The sequence below is a fragment of the Sphingopyxis bauzanensis genome, from assembly GCF_002205675.1.
GTDB lineage: Bacteria > Pseudomonadota > Alphaproteobacteria > Sphingomonadales > Sphingomonadaceae > Sphingopyxis > Sphingopyxis bauzanensis.
In genome coordinates, this window is record NZ_NISK01000002.1 from 583,218 (window position 1) to 607,950 (window position 24,733).

Annotated in this window: 24 protein-coding genes; 16 read left to right on the forward strand and 8 right to left on the reverse strand. The window is 63.4% G+C overall.

Annotated elements, in window-relative coordinates; translation table 11 throughout:
• Window positions 1–42 precede the first annotated feature (42 nt).
• The 6 genes from CDQ92_RS09420 (at window position 43) to CDQ92_RS09445 (ending at window position 3,269) form a co-directional block, all read left to right on the forward strand.
• On the forward strand, window positions 43–297 hold the full coding sequence (locus tag CDQ92_RS09420; protein ID WP_088441503.1) for a DUF6356 family protein: 255 nt from the start codon (window positions 43–45) through the stop codon (window positions 295–297).
• Entirely contained in the window at window positions 294–1,061 is a 768-nt protein-coding gene (locus CDQ92_RS09425; RefSeq protein WP_088441504.1) for an alpha/beta fold hydrolase, read from the forward strand. Before CDQ92_RS09420 ends, CDQ92_RS09425 begins: the two co-directional genes overlap by 4 nt.
• A gap of 9 nt (window positions 1,062–1,070) precedes the next feature.
• Complete coding sequence (locus CDQ92_RS09430; protein ID WP_088441113.1) at window positions 1,071–1,508, forward strand: acyl-CoA thioesterase; 438 nt, start codon at window positions 1,071–1,073, stop codon at window positions 1,506–1,508.
• Between the two features lie 9 nt (window positions 1,509–1,517).
• A complete protein-coding gene (locus tag CDQ92_RS09435) occupies window positions 1,518–1,955 on the forward strand; it encodes a VOC family protein (RefSeq protein ID WP_088441114.1) in 438 nt (145 codons plus the stop codon).
• Between the two features lie 74 nt (window positions 1,956–2,029).
• Window positions 2,030–2,758 carry a hydroxyacylglutathione hydrolase gene (gene gloB / locus CDQ92_RS09440; RefSeq protein ID WP_088441115.1) on the forward strand — a complete coding sequence of 243 codons (729 nt, stop codon included), beginning with the start codon at window positions 2,030–2,032 and terminating at the stop codon, window positions 2,756–2,758.
• A gap of 64 nt (window positions 2,759–2,822) precedes the next feature.
• Window positions 2,823–3,269, forward strand: a complete 447-nt coding sequence (locus CDQ92_RS09445; RefSeq protein ID WP_088441116.1) for a hypothetical protein — start codon at window positions 2,823–2,825, stop codon at window positions 3,267–3,269.
• Window positions 3,270–3,462: 193 nt separating this feature from the next.
• Here the strand turns inward: CDQ92_RS09445 and CDQ92_RS09450 are convergent, their stop codons facing one another.
• The 3 genes from CDQ92_RS09450 to CDQ92_RS09460 form a co-directional block, all read right to left on the reverse strand.
• The gene (locus CDQ92_RS09450) at window positions 3,463–5,268 is read right to left on the reverse strand and encodes an AMP-dependent synthetase/ligase (RefSeq protein WP_088441117.1); all 1,806 of its coding nucleotides are present in this window, start codon (window positions 5,266–5,268) and stop codon (window positions 3,463–3,465) included.
• 42 nt (window positions 5,269–5,310) lie between these two features.
• Window positions 5,311–7,002, reverse strand: a complete 1,692-nt coding sequence (ggt, locus tag CDQ92_RS09455) for a gamma-glutamyltransferase (protein WP_088441118.1) — start codon at window positions 7,000–7,002, stop codon at window positions 5,311–5,313.
• Window positions 7,003–7,183: 181 nt separating this feature from the next.
• A complete protein-coding gene (locus CDQ92_RS09460; RefSeq protein ID WP_088441119.1) occupies window positions 7,184–8,254 on the reverse strand; it encodes a quinone-dependent dihydroorotate dehydrogenase in 1,071 nt (356 codons plus the stop codon).
• Window positions 8,255–8,348: 94 nt separating this feature from the next.
• On the opposite strand from CDQ92_RS09460, the gene CDQ92_RS09465 reads away from it, so the two are divergent.
• The 9 genes from CDQ92_RS09465 (at window position 8,349) to CDQ92_RS09505 (ending at window position 17,137) form a co-directional block, all read left to right on the forward strand.
• Window positions 8,349–10,169 carry a DUF885 domain-containing protein gene (locus CDQ92_RS09465; RefSeq protein ID WP_229667313.1) on the forward strand — a complete coding sequence of 607 codons (1,821 nt, stop codon included), beginning with the start codon at window positions 8,349–8,351 and terminating at the stop codon, window positions 10,167–10,169.
• Between the two features lie 103 nt (window positions 10,170–10,272).
• Window positions 10,273–11,160 (forward strand): AraC family transcriptional regulator, encoded by an 888-nt coding sequence (locus CDQ92_RS09470; RefSeq protein WP_088441121.1) that lies wholly within the window; start codon window positions 10,273–10,275, stop codon window positions 11,158–11,160.
• Between the two features lie 322 nt (window positions 11,161–11,482).
• Window positions 11,483–11,989 (forward strand): RrF2 family transcriptional regulator, encoded by a 507-nt coding sequence (locus CDQ92_RS09475; protein WP_088441122.1) that lies wholly within the window; start codon window positions 11,483–11,485, stop codon window positions 11,987–11,989.
• A gap of 1 nt (window position 11,990) precedes the next feature.
• Window positions 11,991–13,469 carry a Fe-S cluster assembly protein SufB gene (gene sufB, locus CDQ92_RS09480; protein WP_088441123.1) on the forward strand — a complete coding sequence of 493 codons (1,479 nt, stop codon included), beginning with the start codon at window positions 11,991–11,993 and terminating at the stop codon, window positions 13,467–13,469.
• Window positions 13,470–13,548: 79 nt separating this feature from the next.
• Window positions 13,549–14,292, forward strand: a complete 744-nt coding sequence (sufC, locus tag CDQ92_RS09485; protein ID WP_088441124.1) for a Fe-S cluster assembly ATPase SufC — start codon at window positions 13,549–13,551, stop codon at window positions 14,290–14,292.
• Entirely contained in the window at window positions 14,289–15,020 is a 732-nt protein-coding gene (locus CDQ92_RS09490) for a SufD family Fe-S cluster assembly protein (protein WP_088441125.1), read from the forward strand. The genes sufC and CDQ92_RS09490 overlap by 4 nt, the downstream gene beginning before the upstream one ends.
• On the forward strand, window positions 15,017–16,198 hold the full coding sequence (locus CDQ92_RS09495; RefSeq protein ID WP_229667316.1) for an aminotransferase class V-fold PLP-dependent enzyme: 1,182 nt from the start codon (window positions 15,017–15,019) through the stop codon (window positions 16,196–16,198). The genes CDQ92_RS09490 and CDQ92_RS09495 overlap by 4 nt, the downstream gene beginning before the upstream one ends.
• Window positions 16,195–16,665 carry an SUF system Fe-S cluster assembly protein gene (locus tag CDQ92_RS09500; protein ID WP_088441126.1) on the forward strand — a complete coding sequence of 157 codons (471 nt, stop codon included), beginning with the start codon at window positions 16,195–16,197 and terminating at the stop codon, window positions 16,663–16,665. Before CDQ92_RS09495 ends, CDQ92_RS09500 begins: the two co-directional genes overlap by 4 nt.
• A 115-nt stretch (window positions 16,666–16,780) precedes the next feature.
• Window positions 16,781–17,137 carry a HesB/IscA family protein gene (locus CDQ92_RS09505; RefSeq protein WP_088441127.1) on the forward strand — a complete coding sequence of 119 codons (357 nt, stop codon included), beginning with the start codon at window positions 16,781–16,783 and terminating at the stop codon, window positions 17,135–17,137.
• Here CDQ92_RS09505 and CDQ92_RS09510 read toward each other — a convergent pair whose 3' ends face one another.
• The 3 genes from CDQ92_RS09510 to CDQ92_RS09520 all read right to left on the reverse strand — a co-directional run bounded on the left by CDQ92_RS09510 (window position 17,138) and on the right by CDQ92_RS09520 (window position 20,947).
• Window positions 17,138–17,851 (reverse strand): extensin-like domain-containing protein, encoded by a 714-nt coding sequence (locus tag CDQ92_RS09510; RefSeq protein ID WP_088441128.1) that lies wholly within the window; start codon window positions 17,849–17,851, stop codon window positions 17,138–17,140.
• 68 nt (window positions 17,852–17,919) lie between these two features.
• A complete protein-coding gene (locus CDQ92_RS09515; RefSeq protein ID WP_088441129.1) occupies window positions 17,920–19,305 on the reverse strand; it encodes a cation:proton antiporter in 1,386 nt (461 codons plus the stop codon).
• Between the two features lie 247 nt (window positions 19,306–19,552).
• Window positions 19,553–20,947, reverse strand: a complete 1,395-nt coding sequence (locus tag CDQ92_RS09520; RefSeq protein WP_088441506.1) for a cytochrome P450 — start codon at window positions 20,945–20,947, stop codon at window positions 19,553–19,555.
• A gap of 170 nt (window positions 20,948–21,117) precedes the next feature.
• Between CDQ92_RS09520 and CDQ92_RS09525 the strand changes: the two genes are divergently transcribed.
• On the forward strand, window positions 21,118–22,047 hold the full coding sequence (locus tag CDQ92_RS09525) for a hypothetical protein (RefSeq protein ID WP_088441130.1): 930 nt from the start codon (window positions 21,118–21,120) through the stop codon (window positions 22,045–22,047).
• Between the two features lie 22 nt (window positions 22,048–22,069).
• On the opposite strand, the gene CDQ92_RS09530 is transcribed toward CDQ92_RS09525, so the two are convergent.
• Window positions 22,070–23,401 carry a dicarboxylate/amino acid:cation symporter gene (locus tag CDQ92_RS09530; protein ID WP_088441131.1) on the reverse strand — a complete coding sequence of 444 codons (1,332 nt, stop codon included), beginning with the start codon at window positions 23,399–23,401 and terminating at the stop codon, window positions 22,070–22,072.
• Window positions 23,402–23,453: 52 nt separating this feature from the next.
• Entirely contained in the window at window positions 23,454–24,689 is a 1,236-nt protein-coding gene (locus tag CDQ92_RS09535; protein ID WP_088441132.1) for a dicarboxylate/amino acid:cation symporter, read from the reverse strand.
• Window positions 24,690–24,733: the final 44 nt, after the last annotated feature.

Consider the following 24,733-nt stretch of genomic DNA (forward strand, 5'->3'; position numbering starts at 1 on the left):
GATCGCTCGCTAGGGCAGCGGCAGCCGGAAGGGAGGCATTCCATGTTCAAGCGCCTGTTCGTTGACCATCCCAAGGCGGTCGATGAAAATTACATCGAGCATTTCGGGGTCGCGTCGAAATTCGGGGTGACGATGATCTATGGCGGCCTGTGTGCGCTGGTCCATGCCGTCGTCCCCGGCTGGTGCATCACCACCGGCAGCGACACGATTCGCAGGCTCAACAAGATCATGGTCGAGCAGCGCGCCGCGAAGGGGCAGGCTGCGATGCAGATGAATACGATCGACTGGGTTATCTGACCGCGGTGGACGCTGGTCCCGAATATCTCGACCGCGCGGGCCGCCCCCGCCTCGCCTATCACCATGTCGCGGGGACGGGCCCAACGATCGTCTTCCTGCCCGGCTATCTGTCCGACATGGCGGGCGGCAAGGCGACCGCGCTGTTCGATTGGGCGGCCGCCGAAGGTCGCGCCTGCCTGCTGCTCGACTACGCCGGTTGCGGGCTATCGGACGGGCTGTTCGCCGACCAGGCGTTGCTCGACTGGCGCGGCGATGTGCTCGACCTGATCGACGCCCGCGCCGCGGGTCCGGTGATCATCGTCGGATCGTCGATGGGCGGCTGGCTGATGCTCCTCACCGCGCTGGCGTTGATACAGCGCGACGGGCCGGGGCGTGTCGCTGGGCTGATCGGCATCGCCGCGGCGCCCGATTTCACCGACTGGGGATTCAGCGATAGCGAAAAGGCGATCATCCTGGCCGAAGGCGAGCTCCGCGAAGAAACCACGTACAGCGACCAGCCCTATGTGACGACGCGCGGGTTTTTCCAGTCGGGCGAGGCGAACCGGTTGCTTGATACCGAAATCCCGCTCACCTGCCCCGTGCGCCTGCTGCACGGGCAGGACGATGGCGACGTCCCGCCCGAAATCAGCCTGCGCCTGTCGGCGGCAATTGCCAGCGACGACGTGCAGGTCACGCTGGTCAAGGGCGGCGACCACCGCCTGTCGCGCGAAACCGACATCGCGCTGCTGATCGACACCGTCGCGCGGCTCACGACAACAAACTAAAGGATTATCATGGCCCGCAGCGACTTCAAATTTAGCGTCATCAAACGCGTCCGCTACGCCGAAATCGATGCCCAGGCCGTCGTGTTCAACAGCCGTTACCTCGAATATTTCGACATCGGCATCACCGAATATTGGCGCGCCGCGGGCGTCTATGATCGCTGGCCCGGACACACGAGCCCCGAATTCCACGTCGCGCGCGCCGAGGTCGATTACAAGGTGCCGATCCTGCTCGACGAAGAAGTCGATATTTGCGTGCGCTGCGCGCGCGTCGGGCGCAGCTCGATGACCTTTCTGTTCGAACTGCATGGCGCCGGGAAGGATGACTTGCGCGCGACGGGGCTGGAGGTCAGTGTCCATGTCGCCGAATCGCAGGGCGCGCCGACGCCGGTGCCCGATGAATTCGTATCTTTGTTCGAAGCGTTTGAAGGATGCAGCCTTCGCGCGTAGAATGGTCTCATGACCAAATATCTCCACACCATGATCCGCGTATCGGATCCCGCCGCCACCGTCGCATTTTTCAACCTGATCGGGCTGGAAGAAGTCCGCCGTTTCGACAGCGAGCAGGGACGCTTCACGCTGATTTTCCTCGCCTGTCCGGGGCAGGATGGCGTCGCCGAGGTCGAGCTGACCTATAATTGGCCGCCCGACGACGGCAGCGCCCCCGAGCAATATGCGGGCGGGCGCAATTTCGGCCATCTGGCGTACCGCGTCGACGATATTTACGCGACGTGCCAGCGGCTGATGGACGCCGGGGTGACGATCAACCGCCCGCCGCGCGATGGTCATATGGCATTTGTCCGCTCACCCGACGGGATTTCGGTCGAGCTGCTACAGGACGGTCATTTACCGCCGCAGGAACCTTGGTCGTCAATGCCAAACACAGGTAGCTGGTAGGGCCGTGCAACCAAGGCGTCGCGCCCGCGTCTCCGTCTGATGAGCATGAGGCCGGTGATCGAAAGGAGCGACGCATGACTGCACTCGAAATCGTCCGCATTCCGGTGCTCAGCGACAATTATGTCTGGCTGGTCCATGATAGAGAGAGCCAGGCGACGATGGTCGTGGATCCCGCGGTTGCCGATCCCGTGCTCGAGGCCGCCGCCGCGCGGGGCTGGACGATCACCGACATCTGGAACACCCACTGGCATCCCGACCACACCGGCGGCAATGCTGCGATCAAGGACGCGACAGGTTGCACGATCACCGGTCCGGCGGCTGAACATGCACGCATCCCGACGCTCGATGTCCAGGTCACGGGCGGCGATACGGTTCATCTCGGCAATCATGTCGCCAGCGTTTGGGACGTCCCTGCGCACACCGCGGGCCATATCGCCTATCATTTTGCCGACGACGCCGCGATCTTCGTCGGCGACACGATGTTCGCAATGGGATGCGGCCGCCTGTTCGAAGGCACCGCCGAGCAGATGTTCGCCAATATGCAGAAACTGGCCACGCTAGACGATGCGACGCGGGTGTATTGCGCGCACGAATATACGCTGTCGAACGCGCGCTTTGCGGTGACGGTCGATCCCGACAATGACGCCCTCGCGGCGCGGCTGGTCGCGGTCGAAGCGGCGCGCGCTGCCGGAGAGGCGACAGTGCCGACGACGATCGGAGCCGAACGCGCCACAAACCCCTTTTTGCGCGCACCCGATGCCGCCGAACTCGGGCGTATCCGCGCACTGAAGGACGCCGCGTGACGATGCTACTTCAGCGCCAGTTCATCCGCGCGGGCTATCCAGATTCTTCTCAAGGAGCAATATCATGGCCACGCTGAACCCGATGCGCGCCGCGCTGCTATTCGCAGCGGCGCCGCTGATCGCCAGCTGCGCTCCCGCTGGCACCACCGAGCCGGGCGCCGCGGCGCTCACCCCGAAACAGGCCGAACGGCTGGACAAGCAGCTGGCTGGCAAGATTCCTGGCGAGCCGATGAGATGCCTGCCCAATTATCGCAGCAACGACACCATCCGCGTCTCGGACAGCATCCTGTTGTATCGTTCGGGCGGCAATCTGGTGTACCGCAACGACCTTAAGAACAGTTGCCCCGGCCTCGCGCGCGATAGCGATATCATGGTCGTGCGCCAGTTCGGATCGTCGACCTGCGAAGGCGACTTTTTCCATCTGGTCGATCGGTCGAGCGGCATTCGCGGCCCGACCTGCGTTTTTGGCGAATTCGTCCCCTATCGCAAACCGGCGGGGGACGCTGGCTGAACCAGCGGTTCAGTCGCAGGCGGGGACCGGTTTGTGCCGAGCTCTTCGGGTCGCAACCCCGTCTGCTTTATTCACAACGGCCCCTCTGGGTCCGTTTGCATCGAGCGAAGTCGAGATGCCCCTCGACCAAACTCCGAGCCGATGGGTGTCTCGACTTCGCTCGACACGAACGGGTTGGGGTTAGCCTCAATATTTAGCCCTTATACAGCGCCGCAATCTTGTCCGCATAAACCTCGCGCAGCACATGGCGGCGGATCTTCATCGACGGCGTCATCTGTTCATTCTCGATCGAAAAGGCTTCGTCGGCGAAATCGAATTTGCGGACCTTTTCGATCACCGACAGTTGGCCGTTGACGCGGTCGACCGCAGCGCGGATCGCGGCGCGGAATTTTTCATGCTCGCGCAGGCGGCACAGCTCTTTCGGCAGGCCCTCGGCCTCGGCCCATTCGGCCATCCATTCGGGATCGGGAACGAGCAAGCCGACAAGGTGCGGGCGCTTGTCGCCATAGACCATCGCCTGCAATATCTCGGGCTGGATCGTTAGCATTCCCTCGACGCGCTGCGGCGAGACATTGTCGCCCTTATCGTTGACGATCAGGTCCTTCTTGCGATCGGTGATGACAATGCGACCTTGCGCATCGATATGGCCGATGTCGCCGGTGTGCAGCCAGTCATCCACCAGCACCCGCGCGGTTTCGGCGTCATTGCGCCAATAGCCCTTCATCACCAGCTCGCCGCGCACCAATATCTCGCCGTCGTCGGCGATCTTGACCTCGGTGTTCATCAGCGGCGGACCGACGGTGTCCATCTTGATTCCGGCGCTGGGGCGGTTGCAGCTGATCACCGGCCCTGCCTCGGTTTGGCCATAGCCCTGCAATAGGGTCAGCCCGATCGAGTGGAAAAACACCCCGATTTCAGGATTGAGCGGCGCGCCGCCCGACACCAGCGCCTTCATCCGCCCGCCGAAACGCTTCTGGATCTTCGGCCGGAACAATTTGTCGAGGATCAGGTCGACCGGCCGGTCGAGCACGCCCATGCGACGCTCATAATCCTTCTCGCCGACGCGCAGCGCCTGGTTGAGCATCCAGTTGGCGAGCTTGCCCTGCTTTTCGACCGACTTGATCATCCGCGCGCGGATGACTTCGAAGAGGCGCGGCACGACGACCATGATCGTCGGGCGCGTTTCCTCGATGTTCGAAACCAGCTTTTCCAGACCTTCGCTATAGTAGATTTGTGCGCCGACCATGATCGGCAGGAATTGACCGCCCGAATGCTCATAGGCGTGGCTGAGCGGCAGGAATGACAGAAACACCTCCTCGTCGCCGATGCCGAAATCATTGACCAGCACTTCGGCGGCGCCCGCGGCATTGTGCAGAATCGCGCCATGATGCTGCATGACGCCGCGCGGCGCGCCGCCGGTGCCGCTGGTGTAAATCAGGCACGCGGTGTCATCGCGCGTCATTTTGGCGGCGCGGGCCTTGGAGTCGCCCTGATGCGCCTCGCCGCCGGTAACCAGCGACTGCCAGTCGCGTACCGCCACATCGCCCTGCTGCCCGACGCGCAGGCTTTCCATGCTGATGACGATATTGGCGTCGGACCGCATGACCGCAGGCATCAGCGTGCGCGCCAGCTTGGCGGTCGAAACGATCACCGCTTTCGCCCCGCTATTGTCGAGGATGTGCTGGTGATCGCGTTCGGTGTTGGTGGTGTAGGTCGGCACGGTGATGCAACCCGCAGCCATGATCGCGAGGTCGGCGATGCACCATTCGGGGCGATTTTCGCTGACCAGCACGACGCGATCGCCGTCCTTCAACCCCATCTCGCGCAGCCCATGCGCCAATGCCGCGACCTGGTTCGCGACCTGCCGCCAGCTCAGCGGATGCCAGACGCGATCAGCCTTGCGCCACAGGAACGGATCTTCACCGCCCTTTTCGGCGCGGTCGAAGAACATCGCGACCAGACTCGGAAAATGGTCGAGATGGGGATTGTCCAGCTTCATGCCTGTCACTCTCCGCGAATTTTGACCTGTTATCGTTGTAGCTTAGCCTTGCGGCGGCGCGCCATCCACCGACGATGTTCCCGGACCGCGCGGATCGGCGGCGCCGCGCCAGCCGTCGCCGACGCGCTCGACCGCGTTGAGCTTGGAACCGAGGTCGGTAGGCGTGAAGCTGTAGCCGAAGGGTTTCATCTTCACGGCCATCGCCTCGCCCGCGTCGGTGTTTTCAATCAGCACGCCGCGATCGCCGAAATAGAGATTGGGCAGTTCCATCGCCGTCTTGGCATCGAGTCCCCAGTCGAGCACGCCGACCAGCACCTTTGTCACATGCATGATGATGCGCTTGCCGCCCGCCGAGCCGACCGCGAGCACGACCTTGCCATCGGGGCCATAAACGATCGTCGGCGACATCGACGACAGCGGGCGCTTGCCGGCCTGCACGCGGTTGGCCGTCGGTACCCCGTTCTGGACTGGCGCAAGGTCGAAATCGGTGAGTTCGTTGTTGAGGAAATAGCCGTTGGCGATCAGGTGGCTGCCAAAGATGCTCTCGATCGTCGAGGTCATCGACACGACATTGCCCGCCTTGTCCGCCACCGCAAAATGCGTCGTCCCCTGCTCGGGGATCGGAACAGCGGCGGCGCGCGGCGTGGCCCCCGGCGGGGTGCCGGGCTCGTAGCGCCCCGCAGCGCCGAACGGCGAGATCAGCTGGCGGCGCTCGGCCAGATATTTTTTGTCGAGCAGGCCGGTCACCGGGACATCGACGAAATCGGGATCGCCCAGATAGGCCGAGCGGTCGGCGTAGGAGAGCTGCATCGCCTCGGCGAGCAAGTGCCAGCTCATCGGATTGTCCTGCCCCATCGCCTTCATGTCCCACCCCTCGACCATGCCGAGAATGCCGAGCACGGTGGTTGCACCCGACGAGGGCGGCCCCATGCCGCACACCTTGTAAATGCGGTAGCTGGTGCAGACCGCCGGGCGCTCTTTCGCCTTGTACGCCGCGACATCCTTAACCGTCAGCGTCGCTTTGTTGCGCTGTGCATTGGCAACCGCGTCGCTGATCGCCTTGGCATTCGCGCCGCTGTAAAACGCATCGGGACCGCGCGCCGCGACATCGCGCAGCAGGGCGGCGTAGGCGGGATTGCGGATCCGCGTCCCGACCGGCGCCGGCTTGCCATCGACATAATAGATCGCACGCGCTTCGGGAAAATCCTTCCACAAGGATTCGAACCGCGTCATCCAATTGTGCAGCACCGGGGTAACCTCGAAACCCTCTTCGGCTAGCTTGATCGCGGGCTGAAACAGCGCCGCCCATTCCAGCTTGCCCCATTTCTTGTGCGCCATTTCCATCAGCCGCATGTTGCCGGGAATGCCCACCGACAGGCCGCCCGGGATCGCGTCAGAATAGCCGCGCGGCTTGCCGTCGGCGCCGAGAAAGCGATCGGGCTTGGCCGACGCGGGCGCCATTTCGCGGCCGTCGATTGTCGATATGCTGCCATCCTTTGCATCATGGTGCAGCATCAGACCGCCGCCGCCGATACCGCTCGATTGCGGTTCGACCAATGTCAGCACCGCGACCATCGCGACCGCGGCGTCGGCGGCGGTGCCGCCCTGTTGCAAAATCTGATGCCCGGCCTCGGTCGCGCGCGAGTCGGCGGACGAGGTGACACCCTGTGCAAGGGTGGATGACGGAAGGGTCAGGGCGAAGACCGCGGCGAGCGGCAGGAATCTTTTCAACATGGCGGCGACATTGGCGCGGGGTCGGGGGGAGTGCAAGCCCAACCGATCCTCCCTGTCGCTCAGCGATGGGGAGGTGGCGGCGCAAAGCGCGGACGGAGGGGCGATGGTGCACCCGTTGCTGCCCCTCTACCCCTCGCTTCGCGAGCGGTCCCGCTCCCCACGGCTTCGCCGCAGGGAGAATTTATTCGCCCACACCCACCGCGTCGGCCACGCGCGCGAACCCATCGCGCACCGCCAGCTTTTCCAGCCCTTGCGCAATGCGCGCCGCAAGCCCCGGCCCCGCATAGACCATCGCCGAATAGATCTGCACGAGGCTGGCGCCCGCACGGATGCGCTCCCATGCTTGCTCGGCCGAAGCGATGCCGCCCGCGGCGACCAGCGGCACTTTGCCGCCGCTGGCAACGTGGAAATCTCGGACGCGCTCAAGCGACAGTTTGGCAAGCGGGGCGCCCGACAGGCCGCCCGCCTCCGCCGCATGGCGCGATACCAGCGCCGGGCGCGTGACCGTGGTGTTCGACACGATGACCGCGGCTAGCCCCTTGCCGAGCGCCACCGCAACGATATCGTCGATGTCGGCGGGTTCCAGATCGGGCGCGACCTTAAGGAAAACCGGTTTGGCCCCACCCTCTGGCTGCGCTGCGGCGACACCGTCGAGCAGCGCCTCAAGCGCGCCCCTGTCCTGCAGCGCGCGCAGCCCCGGCGTGTTCGGCGAACTGATGTTGACGGTCAGATAATCGGCGAGCGGCGCCATCGCCGTCGTGCCCTTCGCATAATCGGCAATGCGGTTGGCGCTGTCCTTGTTGGCGCCGATGTTGATCCCGAGCGGCACCGGCAGGCCGTGGCGGAGCAGACAAGCGATCCGTTCAGCCGCCTTAGCCTGTCCACCGTTGTTAAAGCCCATGCGGTTGATCACAGCGCCATCCTCGACCAGCCGGAACAGCCGCGGGCGCGGATTGCCGTCCTGCGGCAGCGGGGTCAGCGTGCCGACTTCGACAAATCCGAAGCCGAAATGCGGCATGGCATGCGCGACGCGCGCATCCTTGTCGAAACCTGGCGCAAGGCCGACCGGATTGGGGAAATGCAGTCCGGCCAGTTCGGTCGCCAGCACCGGGCTGGTCAAAGCGGACCGCGCGCGCGGCAAGGGCTGGAGCGCGCTGAGCGTCAGATTGTGCGCCGCCTCGCCATCGGTGGCGTGGATGATCGGGCGGACCAGCGCATAGGCGGCGTCGGCGGCGGAGGCGAAGAGCGACATGGCCCGCCATTGCGCGCCCCGCGCCGCTATGGCAAGCCCTGCCTCAACCTATTGGGTATCGCCAAAAAGCCATCGGAAAAACCGGGAGAAAATCGTGTCGCAGCTTCTCATCATCGCTCGTCTGTCCACCGGCCTCGCGCTGCTCGCCGTCGCGGGCTGCGCGCCCGCCGCGGTGCAGGAGGCTCCAGCTACCGCAGCATTGGCGGCCGCTCCCGACGCGGTGCCTGCCGGAGCAAACCTCGCGCAATTCTTCGACAATTATGACGCCGCGCAGCTATCGCTCAGCCCGCAGGGCAAGGCGTATCGCGGCATCCGCGATGGTGATTATGGCCGCTGGAACGACGTCAGCGACGAGGCCGCGGTCGCGAGCCACAAATTGCAGCAAGCGACCGCCGAGGCGATGCGCGGCAGCTTTGATCCCGCCACGATGTCCACTGACGAGGCGCTGTCGTTCGAGCTGTTCAACGCGCAGGCCGCGCGCGCCGAGCGGTTGTTCCCGTTCCGCGACCGCGGCTATGTCTTTGACCAGATGAACGGCCCGCAAAGCCAGCTCCCCGCTTTCCTGATCAACATCCACCGCGTCGCAAATATTGCCGAGGCCGAAGCCTATATCGCGCGGATTCGCGGACTTGGCCCGGTGCTCGATGCCCTGACCGCCCAGTCGGTGACGCGCGCCGCCAATGGCGTTCAGCCGCCGAAATGGGTCTATGCCTACCTGATTTCGGATATCGGCAATCTGCAAGCGCCGAACAATGCGGTCGTCGAGGATTTGGCTGCGAAGGTCGCCAAGCTCGACATCGACGCCGCCGAAAAGACGCGGCTGACCGCCGCGGCGAAGGCCGCATGGGCGGACAGCGCCGGTCCCGCCTATGGTCGCCTGCTGGCAGAGATGAAGCGCCAGCAAGCAAGTGCTCCGACACAGGACGGGGTGTGGCGGCTGCCCGACGGCAAGGCCTATTATGAGGCGCTGCTCGCCAATTACACCACGACCGACATGACCGCGACGCAGATCCACGATCTCGGCCTGTCCGAAGTCGCGCGCATCCACGGCGAGATGAAGACGATCATGGCCAAGGTCGGTTTCAAGGGCACGCTACAGCAGTTTTTCGAACATCTGCGCACCAGCCCGCAATATTATCACACGACGCGCGAAGCCTATCTGGCCGAAGTCGATGCGCGGACCAAGGCGATGGAAGCGCGCCTCCCCGCCTTTTTCAACACGCTGCCCAAGGCTGCGTTGCAGGTAAAAGCGGTCGAGGCGTTTCGCGAAAAATCGGCGGGTAAGGCGTTTTATCAGTCGCCCTCGCCCGATGGCTCGCGACCCGGCACCTATTATGTGAACCTCTACGACCTGCGCGACATGCCCAAGACCGAACTGGAGGCGCTCGCCTATCATGAGGGCGTCCCGGGCCATCACCTGCAGCGCGCGGTGCAGACCGAGCTTACCGGCCTGCCGCCTTTCCGCCGCTTCGGCGGTTTCACAGCCTATACCGAGGGCTGGGGCCTCTATACCGAGGAACTGGCCAAGGACATGGGCTTTTACACCGACCCCTACAGCGATTTCGGGCGGCTGGGCATGGAGCTGTGGCGCGCGTGTCGGCTAGTCGTCGACACGGGCATCCACGACAAGCGCTGGAGCCGCGAGCAGGCGATCAAATATCTCAAGGACAACACGCCCAACCCCGACGGCGACATCGAGAAGGCCATCGAGCGCTATATCGTCTATCCAGGTCAGGCGACCGCCTATCTGATCGGCAAGTTGAAGATCATGGAACTACGCGGTCGCGCGCAGGAGGCGATGGGCGCCAAGTTCGATTATCGCGCCTTTCACGACGTCGTGCTCGAATCGGGACCCGTGCCGCTCGACATCCTCGAACGGCGGGTCGATGCGTGGATCGCGGCGTCGCAAGGGTAATAAAATTATAAACTTCGCGCTTGACGCGCAGTGAAGAAATGCAAATGATTTGTTCCAGATAACAAGGCGGCCTGGGGAAAGGCTGCCATGGTCTGGGTTCGTCATGTCAGAAGTTTCATCCTCGCGTTCAGACGCGGACGGCAGCGCGCCGTTCGAACTGCACTATTTTCCGCCGGATCCCGATCTGGCGGACATGGTGTCGAGCTTTTATTTTGCTCGCCTGAATCTGCCGAAATTCGACGAGTATGAGCGCGCCGACCGGCCGCAGTTTCGTTTCGTTACCAATGCTGATGGCGAGTATATTTTTGCCGACGGCCACCACGCACCGGTGTCACGCGCGATTATCATCGGCCCGACCAGCGGCCGGGTGCGCGCAATCAGCAACTGCCCGGCGCAGTTGTTCGGCTTTGGTCTGCTGCCCGCGGGGTGGGCGGCGTTGATGGGTGACGATGCCGAAAAGCTGACCGATCGCGCGCTCGATGCCACCGACCGGTTCGGACCGTGGATCGAAGATGTGGCGACAACGCTGGAACAGGCGGCGGACGTCGAAGCCAAGCTGGTGATCGGCAATAATTTTGCGCGCGAGGTGCTGACCCGCGGCGAAGCGCCGCCGCTGTGGTTCATCCGCACCGTCGACGAGTGGCTGACCGCGTCGCCCTCCCCACAGGTTCCCGAACTGGTCGATGCCACCGGCATGTCGATCCGGTCGGTCGAACGGATGACCAAGCATTATTACGGCCTGTCGCCGCGGATGCTGGCGCGCAAATATCGCGCGGTGCGGGCCGCATCGGCGCTGGCGCGCGGCGAAGGGCTCGATTCGGCGCAGCTCGGCGATGCCTTTTACGACCAGTCGCATCTGATCCGCGAGATCAAGCGCTTTGCGGGCGCGACGCCGGGGCAGCTGAGCAAGCCGACCTATTACACGCAGGCGACGACCAAAGGGCGCAAGCAGTTGGCCGGCAAGGTCGGTCCGATGGTGTCGGAAACTTAGACTGGTTTGGCGTGGCGCGGTCGGCCGCTCGCCCGTACGCCCCGTTAACCATCAAAATATGGCCTAAGCCATTTTTGGCGTTTCCGTACAATCGCGAATCATCGCGTCGACATAATCCCCCCTTGCGACCCAGAAGAGCTCATCCTCTGACGAGGACTGAGACCTTCATCTCGGCACTCATTTGGCCCCGGCCAGATGGGTGCCATTTTTTTCTTGGCGCCCCCGAAGTGCCGCTTGGTTGCACCGCGCAAAGGCTTGGCCTATATAAGTGGAGTAATTTACTCCAGTTAAGAATCGTTCGCAAATTGCGAACGGAGAAACGATGCGCCTGTCCAATCTTGCCGATTACGCCGTGGTACTGATGAGCGCCGCCGCCCGCCAGTGCGGGTCGGTGCCGCTCCATGCCGCGCTTCTCGCTGAGCAGACGGGGATTCCCGGGCCGACCGCGCAGAAACTGGTGAGCGGACTAGCGCGCGCCGGTCTGCTCGTCGCGTCGCGCGGCAGCGGCGGTGGGGTGCGCCTCGCGCGGCCCGCTGCGGCGATCAGCGTTGCGGACATCATCGAAGCAGTCGAAGGACCGATCGCGCTGACCAGCTGCGTCGCCGAGGGGCGTCATGATTGCTCGCTCGAGGGTAGCTGTAAGGTGCAGCCGCATTGGGGCGTCGTGAACGGCGCGGTGCGCGGGGCGCTGGCGGGGATTAGCCTCTCAAGTTTGAGTGTTGCTCCCAAGACCGTGCGCCCTGAGCTTGTCGAAGGGCCGTCCTTCCCTGCTCACCGCGATTCAGAACAGAACAGTGCTTTGACAAGCTCAGCACGAGCGGGTGTGTGATATGGATGATGTGAAGATCAAGGACCAGGCCGCGCACGACGCCGCCGCCAAAGTCGCCGATTATGAGCATGGCTGGTCGGCCGACATTGAAACCGACTTCGCGCCCAAGGGGCTGACCGAGGATACCGTCCGCTTTATTTCGGCGAAGAAGAACGAGCCCGACTGGATGCTCGACTGGCGGCTGAATGCGTTTCGTCACTGGCAAACGATGGAGACGCCCGACTGGGCGAAGCTCAACGTGCCGCCGATCGACTATCAGGACGCTTATTATTACGCGGCGCCGAAGCCTAAGCCCAAGCTCGGCAGCCTTGACGAGGTCGACCCCGAAATTCTCGAGGTCTATAAGAAGCTCGGTATTCCGATCGAAGAGCAGAAGGTGCTCGCAGGTGTCGAGGGCGCGCGCAGGGTCGCGGTCGATGCAGTGTTCGACAGCGTCAGCGTCGCGACGACCTTCCGCGAGGAATTGAAGCGCGCGGGGGTGATCTTCCTCTCTATCTCCGAAGCAATCCGCGAATATCCCGATCTGGTGAAGAAGTGGCTAGGCAAGGTCGTGCCGATGCACGACAATTATTTCGCGGCGCTCAATTGCGCAGTCTTTTCGGACGGCACCTTCGTTTACGTGCCCGAAGGCGTACGCTGCCCAATGGAGCTCAGCACCTATTTCCGCATCAATGCCGAGAATACCGGGCAGTTCGAGCGGACTTTGATCATCGCCGACAAGGGCGCATATGTCAGCTACCTTGAAGGCTGCACCGCGCCGATGCGCGACGAGAACCAGCTCCACGCTGCGGTGGTCGAACTCGTCACGCTCGACGATGCCGAGATCAAATATTCGACGGTGCAGAACTGGTATCCCGGCAACGCCGATGGTCTGGGCGGCATCTATAATTTCGTGACCAAGCGCGCGCTGTGTCAGGGCAAGCGCAGCAAGGTGTCGTGGACGCAGGTCGAAACAGGCTCTGCGGTGACGTGGAAATATCCCAGCTGCGTGCTGAACGGCGACGACAGCGTCGGCGAATTCTATTCGGTCGCGGTCACCAACAATTACCAGCAGGCCGACACCGGCACCAAGATGATCCACAATGGCAAGCGCACGCGCTCAACCATTGTCAGCAAAGGGATTAGCGCGGGCAAGTCGAACAACACCTATCGCGGGATTGTGCGCGTCGCGCCGAATGCCGAGGGGGTGCGCAACTTCACCCAGTGCGACAGCTTGCTCCTGGGCTCGCTCAGCGGCGCGCACACTGTGCCATACATCGAGGTCCGCAACCCGACCGCGACCGTCGAGCATGAAGCGACGACGAGCAAGATTTCGGACGACCAGCTTTTCTACGCGATGCAGCGCGGGCTGGACGCGGAGGAAGCGGTGGCGCTGATCGTCAATGGCTTCGCCAAGGAAGTGCTGCAGCAGCTGCCGATGGAGTTTGCGGTCGAGGCGCAGAAGTTGCTGGGGATCAGCCTTGAGGGGTCGGTCGGATGATGAGTTGGACCAGCTTACGCATCGCCGATGGGATGGCTTCAACTCGCGTTAAAACAAACGCTGGAAATGCAAAGTGACTATGCTCAAAATTGAAAACCTCCACGCCACCGTCGCCGCCAAGCCGATCCTCAAAGGCCTGTCGCTGACCATCAATGCCGGCGAAATCCACGCGATCATGGGGCCGAATGGCGCGGGCAAGTCGACGCTGTCTTATGTGCTCGGCGGGCGGCCTGGTTATGAGGTGACCGACGGGTCGGCGACCTTCGACGGTGCCGACCTGCTCGACATGGAACCGCACCAGCGCGCCGCGGCGGGGCTGTTCCTGGGATTTCAATATCCGGTCGAAATCCCCGGCGTGTCGAACGTCCAGTTCCTGCGCGAGGCGCTCAATGCGCAGCGCCGCGGGCGCGGTGAAGAGCCGCTGTCGGGCGGCGAGTTCCTGAAGGTGGCGCGCGAGAAAGCTGCGCTGCTCAAGATGGACATGGACATGCTCAAACGCTCGGTGAACGTCGGCTTTTCGGGCGGCGAGAAAAAGCGCAATGAAATGGTACAGATGGGGATCATCGACCCCAAGCTGGCAATCCTCGACGAAACCGACAGCGGTCTCGACATCGACGCGTTGCGTACCGTCGGCGATGGGATCAATACCATCATGCGGCGCCCCGGCAAGGCGGTGTTGCTGATTACGCATTACCAGCGCCTGCTCGATTATGTGCAGCCCGATTTTGTCCATGTGCTGGCCGCGGGACGGATCGTGAAGTCGGGTGGGCCCGAGCTGGCACGCGAGCTGGAAGAACATGGTTATGCGGAGATCGCAGCTTGACCACGGCCACCCTCCCCACCCGCCGCGATGAAGCGTGGCGCTACAGCGACATCGCCGCAGTAACCGCGGCTTGGCCGCTGCCGGCGCCGGAAAGCATCATCGTGCCCGCAGGCGGCCATTTCGCGCGCGCGGTCGTGCAGGATGCGGGCGACATCCAGCAGATCGAGCTGGTGCTCGGCAAAGGCGCGGTTGCTTCGCTGCATGTGCTCAACATCGGCGGCGCTTTTGGGCGCATCGAACTCGCGGTGACCCTGAACGAGGGCGCCGACTTCACGCTCGGCGCGGCGCAGATCGGTGGCGGAGAGCAGAATCTCGAGATCGTCACCACGATTACCCACGCCGAACCCGGCGCGACGTCGCGGCAGGTCGTGCGATCGGTCCTGAGCGGCACCGCGACCGGCACCTATCTGGGCAAGGTCGCGGTGGCACGCGATGCGCAGCAAACCGACAGTGCGCAGGATGTGAAGGCGATGCTGCTCAATCGCAGCGCGACCGCAAACGCCAAGCCCGAGCTGGAAATTTACGCCGACGATGTAAAATGCGCGCATGGTTGCGCGATCGGCGAACTGGACGCGATGGCGCTCTATTACCTGCAATCGCGCGGGATTCCGCCGGGCGAGGCGAAGAAGTTGATGTTGCAGGCATTTGTCGCGGGCGTGTTCGAAGGCGCCGAGGATGAGGCGCGGTTGCAGGAACTGGCGCTGGCGAAGCTGGGGGAGCTGGTGTGAACACCACGACCGCCCTCCGTACTTTCCCCGACGTGCGGGCTGACTTCCCCGGCCTCAACCCGGGCTGGCACTATCTCGACACGGCCGCCACCGCGCAAAAGCCACAGGCAGTCATCGACGCCATCGTCAACGCGATGGGCCGCGACTACGCGACCGTCCACCGCGGCGTTTACGCCCGCTCGGCCGATATGACGCTGGCCTATGAAGCGGCGCGTCGCCGGATCGCGGCGTTTATCGGCGCGCGCGACGAGCAGGTCGTATTCGTCCGCGGCGCGACCGAGGCGATCAACCTTGTCGCCTATTCGCACCCGCGGAAGGGCCGCGTGCTGCTCTCGACACTCGAACATCACAGCAATATCGTGCCGTGGCAGCTGGCGGGCTGGCAGGTCGATGTCTGCCCGCTGACCGCCGACGGCTGTATCGACCTCGATGCCGCTGAGAAGCTGCTGACGCCCGAACACAGGTTGGTCGCCTTCGCGCATGTGTCGAACGTGCTCGGCAGCCCGCTCGACGTCGCGCGCGCCGCCGAACTGGCGCACCGCGTTGGCGCCGAATTGCTGATCGACGGCTGTCAGGCGGTGCCGCGGCTGCCCGTCGATGTCGCCGCGCTCGGCTGCGACTATTATGTTTTCTCGGGCCACAAGCTCTACGGCCCCACCGGCATTGGCGTGCTATGGAGCGACAAGCTCGATACGTTGCCGCCGTGGCAGGGCGGCGGGTCGATGATCGACCGCGTGACTTTTGAAAAGACCACCTATGCCCCCGCCCCAACCCGCCTCGAAGCGGGAACGCCCGCGATTATCGAAGCGATCGGGCTCGCGGCAGCGGTCGATTATGTCGTAGCGATCGGCGTCGAGGCGATCCATGCGCATGAATGCGCGCTGGTCGGCACGCTGCGCGACGCGCTGGCGCGGCGGAACAGCATCACCTTGTTCGGGCCCGAAAACAGCGCCGGAATCGTCAGCTTTTCGATGGCGGGGGTTCATCCGCACGATATCGGCACTATCTTGGATGAAAGCGGGGTCGCGATCCGCGCCGGGCACCATTGCGCACAGCCGCTGATGGAGCATCTGGGCGTACCCGCGACCGCGCGCGCGAGTTTTGGCGTGTATAGCAATGATGACGATGTGGCGGCGCTGATCGATGGCCTGTCGCGCGTCGAGAGGATTTTCGGATGAGTGAGGATCGCATGATCAAAGTCGAGGAGGTTGAAAGCGTTGAGACGCCGCCAAAAGCGCGTGTCGCGGATGTCGAGACGGCACCCGAGAAGCTGGAGCGCAAGCGCGACTATCTGGAAGGCTTCCTGGCCGCCAAGCCCGCGGCGATCGACCCACACGGCGTCGGCGGCGACCTGTATGAAGCCGTTGTGAATGCGCTCAAGGATATTTATGATCCCGAAATCCCGGTAAACATTTACGACCTCGGCCTGATCTACAATGTCGAGATCGACGAAGGCCATGCCGTTGTCACGATGACGCTGACCACCCCGCATTGCCCGGTCGCCGAATCGATGCCCGCCGAGGTCGAACTGCGCGTCGGAGCTGTTCCCGGCGTGGGTGATGCGGAAGTGAACCTCGTCTGGGATCCGCCGTGGTCGCCGGCCAACATGACCGACGAAGCGCGGCTTGAGTTGGGAATGTTGTGAACAAAGCCCTGTTATATTTTCCGTACGCATCGAGCGAAGTCGAGATGCCCGTCGGTAATGCAAGCCCTCAAGGTGTCTCGACTTCGCTCGACACGAACGGGCAAAGGAACGGATTATGACCGAGACCAAAACCCGTACCCGCCCTGCCGCGGTCACGCTGACCCCGAACGCCGAAGCGCGTGTAACCGCGCTGATGGCGGCGGCGCCCGAGGGCGCGATCGGGGTCAAGCTGTCGACGCCGCGTCGCGGCTGCTCGGGGCTCGCCTATTCGGTCGATTATGTGACGAGCGAAGAACGGTTCGACGAGAAGATCGAAACTCCCGGCGGCGTGTTTTACATTGACGGCGCGTCGGTGCTCTATCTGATCGGCAGCGTCATGGACTGGGTCGAGGATGATTTCGCTGCGGGCTTCGTGTTCGAAAACCCCAACGCCAAAGGCGCCTGCGGCTGCGGAGAGAGCTTTACCGTCTAATCAACGGCACACCGACCAGCCCGTTCGCGCCGCCATGTCGAGGTGAAAATGGTCGGCGTGAGCGCGGTTGTAATCGGGGGACAGCGCGGTGCTGAACAGGCCGCACGATCCGTCGCGGACATCGTGCAGGAAGTCGCGCCGGACATCGGGATCGGTCCAGTCATTGATCAGTGAGATGCGCGTCCCGTCGGCGAGGACGAAGGCGGAGATGTCGATCGCATTGGCGGTCGAATGCTGGCTCTGCGCCCGCTCTCCCGCGATCTTGCGGCAATTGTAACTGCCCAGATTTTCGAGCGCGACGACCTTTTGCCCGAAATGCTTTTGCGCCAGCGGCTGGACGACGTCGCGGGTCCACAGCGCCATCGCGGCGGTCACCGCACAACCGGGCGCCGCGTTTGCGGGCCGCATCGTGGGGACCAAGCGGTTGCCGGTCAGCACCATGCGCTGACTCGCGCGGCACACGCCGGTGCCGACCACTGGGCGCCGTTCATACCCCGCCCGCGCGCGATCGAAGGCGGCGAAACAGGCGGCGTCGTCGCGGGCGAACCCGGCCAGCTTGCGGTGCGTCGCCCACCCCTGCGGATGCGAGAATTCGAATCGCGCCGTCGGAATGTGCTCGGGATGGTCGGCCACCCACTGCATGCCGCGGATCGCCCCAAGCGCGAGCAGGACCGCGACACCGAACCAGATCAGATAGGGGCGAACGCTTTTCATCCGCCCTTATTGGGGTGCCGCAGCGGCCGGCACAATGGGGGTCAGGGGGCGGCGTCAGCGGGGCGGGGTCAGGCCGGCCTGGCTTTCAGCGGCTCGTCGGGTGGGCCTTCGGTGCCGAGCGGGCCGAGTTCGCCCGCCGCGCGCGCTTTGCGGCCATAGGCGATTTCGAACAACGGCCCCGCCATCACGGTGGTGACGATCGCCATCAGCACCATGATCGCGAACAACGTCGGCCCGATGATCCCTTTTTGCAGCCCGATGTTGATGATGATCAATTCCATCAGCCCGCGCGCGTTCATCAGCGCCCCGATGCCGAGCGCGGTGCGATTATCCTCGCCCGCCAGCCGCGCTGCAAGCCAGCACGCGCCAAATTTCGCCGCGATCGACACCAGCAATATGCCCAGCGAGATTCCCAGCAGCGACAGGCTGTTCACCGTGTTGAGCTGGGTATTCAGCCCAGAATAGGTGAAAAAGACGGGGACCAGCAGGATCGTGATCGGCCCGACCTTGCGCTTGATCTCTTCGGTCAGCTTGCCGCGCGGCATGCAGACGCCCAGAATGAAGCCCCCGAACACCGCATGGATACCCGCGGCGTCCATGACAAAGGCACAGAGAGCGAAGAGCATCAATATGATCGACAGCACCGTGTCGCTCATCGCCCCCCGCGCCTCGACCGCCCGGCCCAGCGGCACGAGCAGCCGACGTCCGAAAACATACATGAACGCCGCAAAACCCAGCCCGCCGACGATCGCCAGCAGGGCGATCCCCGGCCCGCCGCCAAAGGTCGCGAGCACGATCGCCAGCACGCACCATGACACCGCATCGTCGAACGCCCCGGCGGTCAGCGTCAACGTGCCGAGCGAGGTGTTCGCCAGCCCGCGTTCGTTGATGATCCGCGCGAGCATCGGGAAAGCGGTAAGCGCGATGCACGCACCCATGAACAACGTCGCGCTGCCCTGCCCCATCCCGTCGGCAAACAGGCCGGGAATATCGAGCAGGAACGGGGTCATCAGCGCGGCGAGCAGGAACGGCGCGACGATGCCCGCCACCGAAACGCCGACGGCGCTTTTGGCCTTGGACTGGAAATGGTCGAGCCGCAGCGTCGTGCCGACCAGGAACATGTAGAGTCCGACCCCGGCCTGCGCACAAACATACAGGACGTTCCGCGTTTCCTTCGGAAACAGCGCGGCTTGCAGATCGGGAAAGAACAGTCCGAACAGCGAGGGGCCGAGCAGCACCCCGGCAATCATCTCGCCGACCACTTGCGGCTGGCCGAGAAATTTTTTCGCTACCCAGCCGACGACGCGGCAGACCAGCAGGATCACCGCGATCTGCAGGAAGAAATGGACGCTATAGTCGGTCGGAGTATAGCTCGCGGCGGCATTGACCGCCGGACCATGCGCGCCCAGAATGTCGCCGACGGCGCGCGCGAATTCGCCCCAGATTTCCGCCATCACCCGCCCTCCCCGTCGCCCGCGACTCATCGGTCCTTACGGTCCTCGGCGCATGATCAGGCGGAATTGATAACGCTCACAATTGCAGAATTCCAGCGTTTTCTATCGGCACGCTGTCACACCAGAGCCTACCCCGCCCTGCTCATCGTCATTCCGGCGAAGGCCGGGATCTCACCCGAGCGTTTGGGCGTGAGGTCGAGATCCCGGCTTTCGCCGGGATGACGAATAAGGGTCTTGGCGTCAGGATCTAGCCGAGCGGTACAAAGCTGACCGTCAGGCCGTCCTTCGGGCGCGGGATCGGCAGCACCTGCCATTTGGGTTCATAACCCTCCGCCACCACAATGCGGTGGGTGGTGATGACATGGTGGAAAAAGATCTTGGCCTGCATATAGGCGAAGTGCAGCCCCAAGCACATATGCGCGCCGCCGCCGAACGGTACCCACGCATATTTGTGCCGCTCGCGCGCGACTTCGGGCGAAAAGCGCATCGGGTCGAACTTTTCGGGCTCGGGCCAATGCTCCTCCATCATGTGCGTGTAGGCCGGGCTGACCCCCACTGACGTACCGGCGGGGATGCGATAGCCGCCATATTCGAAATCCTTGAGTGCGCGGCGCGGAAAGCTGGGCACCGGAGGCACCAGCCGCAGCGCTTCCTTGAACGCCCATTCGGTCATTTCCAGCTCGCCCAGGCTGTTATGCCCCACGCCCTCGCCCGCGGGCGACACCGCGAGCATTTCGGTGCGCAGCTTGTCCTGCCATTCGGGATGCTTGGCGAGCATCCACACCATAGAGGTGATCGAGCTGGTGATCGTGTCATGCGCCGCCATCATCAGGAAGTTCATATGATCGACGATCGCCTCGGCGCTCATATAGTCGCCGTTATCGTCGCGAGCACGGCAGATCTGGCTGAAAATATCCTCGCCCGTCCCTTCGCGACGCTCAGGAACCATGCGCCCGAAATATTCGACCAGATAGGCGCGGCCCTTGGCGCCGCGGCCCATCGCGGTGAAGGGCATCGGCACGCGGACGACGCCGATTGATGCTTGCACCATGTCGACAAAGGCCTTGTTCACCTTGTCCGCTTCGGGACCAAAGGGAATGCCGAGGAAGCTGGTCGCGGCCAGATCGAGCGTCAGCTTCTTGATCGCTGCGTAAAATTGGAAGGTCTTGCCGCTCCACGATGCGACGCGATCTTTGATCCCTTCGTTCAGCGATTCGGCATAATGGCGCATCGGCTCGGGCTTGAACGCCACCGACAAAATCTTGCGATCGGCACGATGCTTCTCAAAATCCATCAGCATCAGCCCGCGCGGGAACAGCAGGTTGAGCACCGGCCCCCAGCCCTGTTCGGACGAGAATATCTTCTCGCGGTCGAACATGACGAGCTCGTTCGCTTCGGGACCATGGAGCGCGACGCTGCGCCCGCCAAAGCTGTTGTTGCGATAGACGCGGCCATATTTGGCGACCATTCGCGTGGTGAAGCCGCGATAATCGCTCAGCTGTTCGAGCGTGTTGCCGATGACCGGATAGCCATCCTCGCCGGGAATATGGTCGAGCGCCTGGTCGGGGTTACGCGGCAGCCAATGCTGCGTTTCGGGGCCAAAACGGGCTTCGGGCCATTTGATCTTGGTCGGCGCGTTCATCGGGTCCATCCTCTGAGGTGCTGCTTTGTCGCCAAGCTAACGGACTACTGACACTGATGCAAGTAACGCCTGCGGCCTGCTGGGACACTATTCACCGCAAATTCAACTCGACTCGTGCAGTTTGGTCGCCAAGATGACTGGTCCGCCCGGACCCGACGAAGGAATGGCTCATGCCGATCAACTACAAGCGCCCCCTCTCGCTCGCGCTGGTGGCAATCGCGACAACGACGCTCGGCGGCTGTTACAGCGGCGGCGTCTATGGCGCGAGCTATGCGTCCGGCGGCGATTGCGCCGCACGCTATGGCAACGCTTACTACGATTATGACGGCTACGCCTATGACGACGGTTATGGCTATGATTGTTACGACGCGTCCGATTATGGTGGCGGGTTCGCCAACATCGGTTTCGGCGGCGGCTGGTACAGCGATTATTATTATCCCGGTTACGGCATGTGGATGTTCGACAATTATCGCAACCGCTACCCGCTGCGCGACCATTATCTGAATTATTGGGGCGGCCGCCGCGCCTGGTGGAAACATCATGGCAGCCGCGGCCATGGTCAGCCGGGACGGCCCGGTGGCTGGAACCGCGGCGATGGCGACGGGCGCCCGGGCGATGGGCGTCCCGGCAGGCCCGGCGGGTGGAACCGCGGTGATCGCGACAACGACGGCCCGCGCGGCACGCGGCCAGATCGCGGACGCGGCGACGGCGCGACCGGCACACCGCCAGTCACGACCAACCCCGCACGCCCCGGTCGTCCCGATTGGGGGACCGCCCGCCCTCGCCCAGTTCCGCAAACCGACGGAAGCGCAGGACGTCCGCGTCAGATCCGCAACATGCCAGCGACCGAACCCGGCGAGGTGTTTTCAACGCCGCGCACCGGCACCGAAATTCGGCGCACGCCAAGAAGTGAACGGCCTGCTCCGTCGGCCATGCCGGGCCGCGTCCCGCGCGCCGAGCGCCCGGCACCGACCATCCGTCAGGCACCCACAGTGCAATCAGCGCCTGCTGTGCGTAGCGCGCCAGCGCCTGAAATTCGCCAGGAAAGGGCGGAACGACCGAGCCGCGGCAATCGTGAGAGAAACGTCCGCCCGGATTAACGATCAATCGGGAAAAACCCAGTCAGGTGGCGGGCCCCTGATCCGCTCCCGCCGGTTCGTCCTTCACGCCTGCCGACACGACCGTCGCGGCGACCAGATCGCCGATGACGTTGAGCGTCGTGCGGCACATGTCGAGGAAACGGTCGACGCCAAGCACCAGCCCGATCCCGGCCGGCGGCACGCCCACCATCGCCAGGATCAACGCGATCACCGGCAGCGATCCCGCTGGGACGCCCGCAGTGCCGATCCCGCCCAGAATACACACCGCCATCACCATGATCTGTTGCTGCAGCGTCAGGTCGACCCCGAAAAATTGCGCGAGGAAGATTACCGTTACGCCCTCAAACATCGCAGTGCCGTTCTGGTTCGCCGTGGCACCGATGGTCAGCACGAAGCGCGCGACGCGGTCTGGCAGGTGCAACCTGTCGCGCGCGACGCGCAGTGCGGTGGGAAGCGTCGCGTTCGACGACGCGGTCGAGAAGGCCATGACAAAGGCCTCCTGCGTTTGCTTGAAAAACTCGATGGGCGACTTCTTGGCCAGCGTCTTGAGCAATATCGGGAACACGATGAACATCTGAATGCCAAGCGCGAGCAGCACGACACCGACGAACGCCGACAGGCGGATGAGCAGATCGACCCCGAATTGCGCCCCCAGGTTGAACATGAAACAGAAGATTGCGATCGGCGCGAGCTGGATGACGAGACCAATCAGCTTCATCGCCACTTCGAACACGCCTTCGATCGCGGCTTTCAGCGCCTGCGTCTGCGGCGTCTGCACCATCATCAGGCCGATGCCGAAGAACAGCGCGAAGAACATGACGGCGATCACGTCATTCTCCGTCATCGCCAGGAAGAAATTATTGGGGACGATCGCCACGATTGCATCCGCGCCTGCCTTGGCCTCGCGGCTGGACTGGATGATACTGCCGGCGCGTTCTGCGCCATCGGCGATCAGCGATTGCGCCAGCGCGGGATCGACGCCCGCCCCCGGCTGCAACAGGTTCACAACCAGCAGGCTGATCGCGACCGCAATCGACGAAACAACGACGGTGTAGATCAGCGTGCGCAGCCCGACGGTCTTGAGCGCGCGCATTTCGCCCATTTCCGCGACTCCGACAATCAGCGCGGAGACCAGGAGAGGGATGACGAGCATGAACAGCAAGCGCAGGAAAACGTCGCCGACCTTGCCCAGATAGAAAATGACCTCTGCCACCCAAGGCTGCCCGGCAGCGCCATAATGCGCCGCAAGACCGGCGAGCAGGCCCCCGACAAAGCCGAAGAGCATCCGCCATTGCAGGCGCTTGGCGCGCGCATCCTCACGCTCTGCAAGGGTGGCCGCCGCCGTTTCGGTCATCGCCGGATTTCCCCTGCTGTCAGGGCATCAATCATTTGACCGCTAATGCCGATCATACATCGTCCGCCGAAACCAGTTCCTCGACGTTAAGCTCGCCGGTCATCGACGCCACCGTAACCGCCACCGCCGCATCGCCGGTGACGTTGGTGGTTGTGCGCATCATGTCCATGATCCGGTCGACGCCCGCGACGAAGGCGATCGTTTCGAGCGGAACGCCAACGCTGCCGAACACCAGCGCCATCATGATCAGTCCCGCGCCGGGGATCCCAGCGGCGCCAATCGCTCCCAGCGTCGCGGTAACCGAAATCATGATATAATCGGCCCAGCTGAGATCGACCCCGAATATCTGCGCGCCGAACAGAGTGGCCAGACCAAGGTACATGGCGGTGCCGTTCATATTGATTGTCGCGCCCAGCGACACGACAAAGCTCGACACGCTGGGCGACACGCCCAGGTTGCGCTGGGTACAGCGCAGCGTCACCGGCAAGGTCGCGTTCGACGATGCAGTCGAATAACTGACCGCCATCGCGTCGATCATCCCGCGGTAAAAGCCGACCACCGGCACTTTGGCTAGAAACCGGATCATCGCCGAATACATGACGAGAATGATCAGCAGGCAACCGACGTAATTGAGCGCGACCAGCTTCGCGAGCGATTGCAGTGCGTCGAGCCCGAGCACCCCAGCGACCCACGCCATCAACGCAAAGACGCCGAACGGCGTCAGCTCCATGACGATCATCGTCACCTTCTGCATGATCACCGCGCCGCTATCGAATATCTTGGCGACCGGCGTTCCCTCTTCCTTGGCCATCAGGATACCGATGCCGATCAGCAAGGCAAACACGATGAGCGGCAGCACCTGCACATCGGCCATCACCTGCACCGGGCTTTCGGGAACGATCGACAGGACCATGTCGGTCCAGCTGGTTGCACTGGGTTCGGGAATTGCGCCGCGCTGAATCGCGCTGGTGTCGACCCCGATGCCTGGCTGGACGAAGCTTCCGAGCATCAGCCCCAGCCACACCGCGATCTGTCCGGTCACGACGAACAACAGCATCGCGCGTCCGCCGACCTTACCGAGTTTGCGCAGGTCGCCGATCGCGGCAACCCCCGAAACGAGCGAGAAAAAGATCAGCGGAACCACTAGCATCTTCACCGCCCGGATGAAGAAATCGCCGATCCATTTGATGCTGGCAGCTTCCGGCCCCCACGCAAATCCCGTTATGATTCCAAGGATCAAAGCAGCGATCACGCGCTGCCACAAAGGAATCCGGAACCACCAACCCATCGCCTGCCCTTTCGCGCCCCGCGGCGATCCCGCCGCCGTTGTCT

Bases quoted from the DNA above. Each gene is read 5' to 3' on its own strand.
- CDQ92_RS09420 (WP_088441503.1), top strand. From the start codon at position 43: ATGTTCAAGCGCCTGTTCGTTGACCATCCCAAGGCGGTCGATGAAAAT.
- CDQ92_RS09430 (WP_088441113.1), top strand. From the start codon at position 1,071: ATGGCCCGCAGCGACTTCAAATTTAGCGTCATCAAACGCGTCCGCTAC.
- CDQ92_RS09435 (WP_088441114.1), top strand. From the start codon at position 1,518: ATGACCAAATATCTCCACACCATGATCCGCGTATCGGATCCCGCCGCC.
- gloB (WP_088441115.1), top strand. From the start codon at position 2,030: ATGACTGCACTCGAAATCGTCCGCATTCCGGTGCTCAGCGACAATTAT.
- CDQ92_RS09445 (WP_088441116.1), top strand. From the start codon at position 2,823: ATGGCCACGCTGAACCCGATGCGCGCCGCGCTGCTATTCGCAGCGGCG.
- CDQ92_RS09450 (WP_088441117.1), bottom strand. From the start codon at position 5,268: ATGAAGCTGGACAATCCCCATCTCGACCATTTTCCGAGTCTGGTCGCG.
- ggt (WP_088441118.1), bottom strand. From the start codon at position 7,002: ATGTTGAAAAGATTCCTGCCGCTCGCCGCGGTCTTCGCCCTGACCCTT.
- CDQ92_RS09460 (WP_088441119.1), bottom strand. From the start codon at position 8,254: ATGTCGCTCTTCGCCTCCGCCGCCGACGCCGCCTATGCGCTGGTCCGC.
- CDQ92_RS09470 (WP_088441121.1), top strand. From the start codon at position 10,273: ATGTCAGAAGTTTCATCCTCGCGTTCAGACGCGGACGGCAGCGCGCCG.
- CDQ92_RS09475 (WP_088441122.1), top strand. From the start codon at position 11,483: ATGCGCCTGTCCAATCTTGCCGATTACGCCGTGGTACTGATGAGCGCC.
- sufB (WP_088441123.1), top strand. From the start codon at position 11,991: ATGGATGATGTGAAGATCAAGGACCAGGCCGCGCACGACGCCGCCGCC.
- sufC (WP_088441124.1), top strand. From the start codon at position 13,549: ATGCTCAAAATTGAAAACCTCCACGCCACCGTCGCCGCCAAGCCGATC.
- CDQ92_RS09500 (WP_088441126.1), top strand. From the start codon at position 16,195: ATGAGTGAGGATCGCATGATCAAAGTCGAGGAGGTTGAAAGCGTTGAG.
- CDQ92_RS09505 (WP_088441127.1), top strand. From the start codon at position 16,781: ATGACCGAGACCAAAACCCGTACCCGCCCTGCCGCGGTCACGCTGACC.
- CDQ92_RS09510 (WP_088441128.1), bottom strand. From the start codon at position 17,851: ATGAAAAGCGTTCGCCCCTATCTGATCTGGTTCGGTGTCGCGGTCCTG.
- CDQ92_RS09515 (WP_088441129.1), bottom strand. From the start codon at position 19,305: ATGGCGGAAATCTGGGGCGAATTCGCGCGCGCCGTCGGCGACATTCTG.
- CDQ92_RS09520 (WP_088441506.1), bottom strand. From the start codon at position 20,947: ATGAACGCGCCGACCAAGATCAAATGGCCCGAAGCCCGTTTTGGCCCC.
- CDQ92_RS09525 (WP_088441130.1), top strand. From the start codon at position 21,118: ATGCCGATCAACTACAAGCGCCCCCTCTCGCTCGCGCTGGTGGCAATC.
- CDQ92_RS09530 (WP_088441131.1), bottom strand. From the start codon at position 23,401: ATGACCGAAACGGCGGCGGCCACCCTTGCAGAGCGTGAGGATGCGCGC.
- CDQ92_RS09535 (WP_088441132.1), bottom strand. From the start codon at position 24,689: ATGGGTTGGTGGTTCCGGATTCCTTTGTGGCAGCGCGTGATCGCTGCT.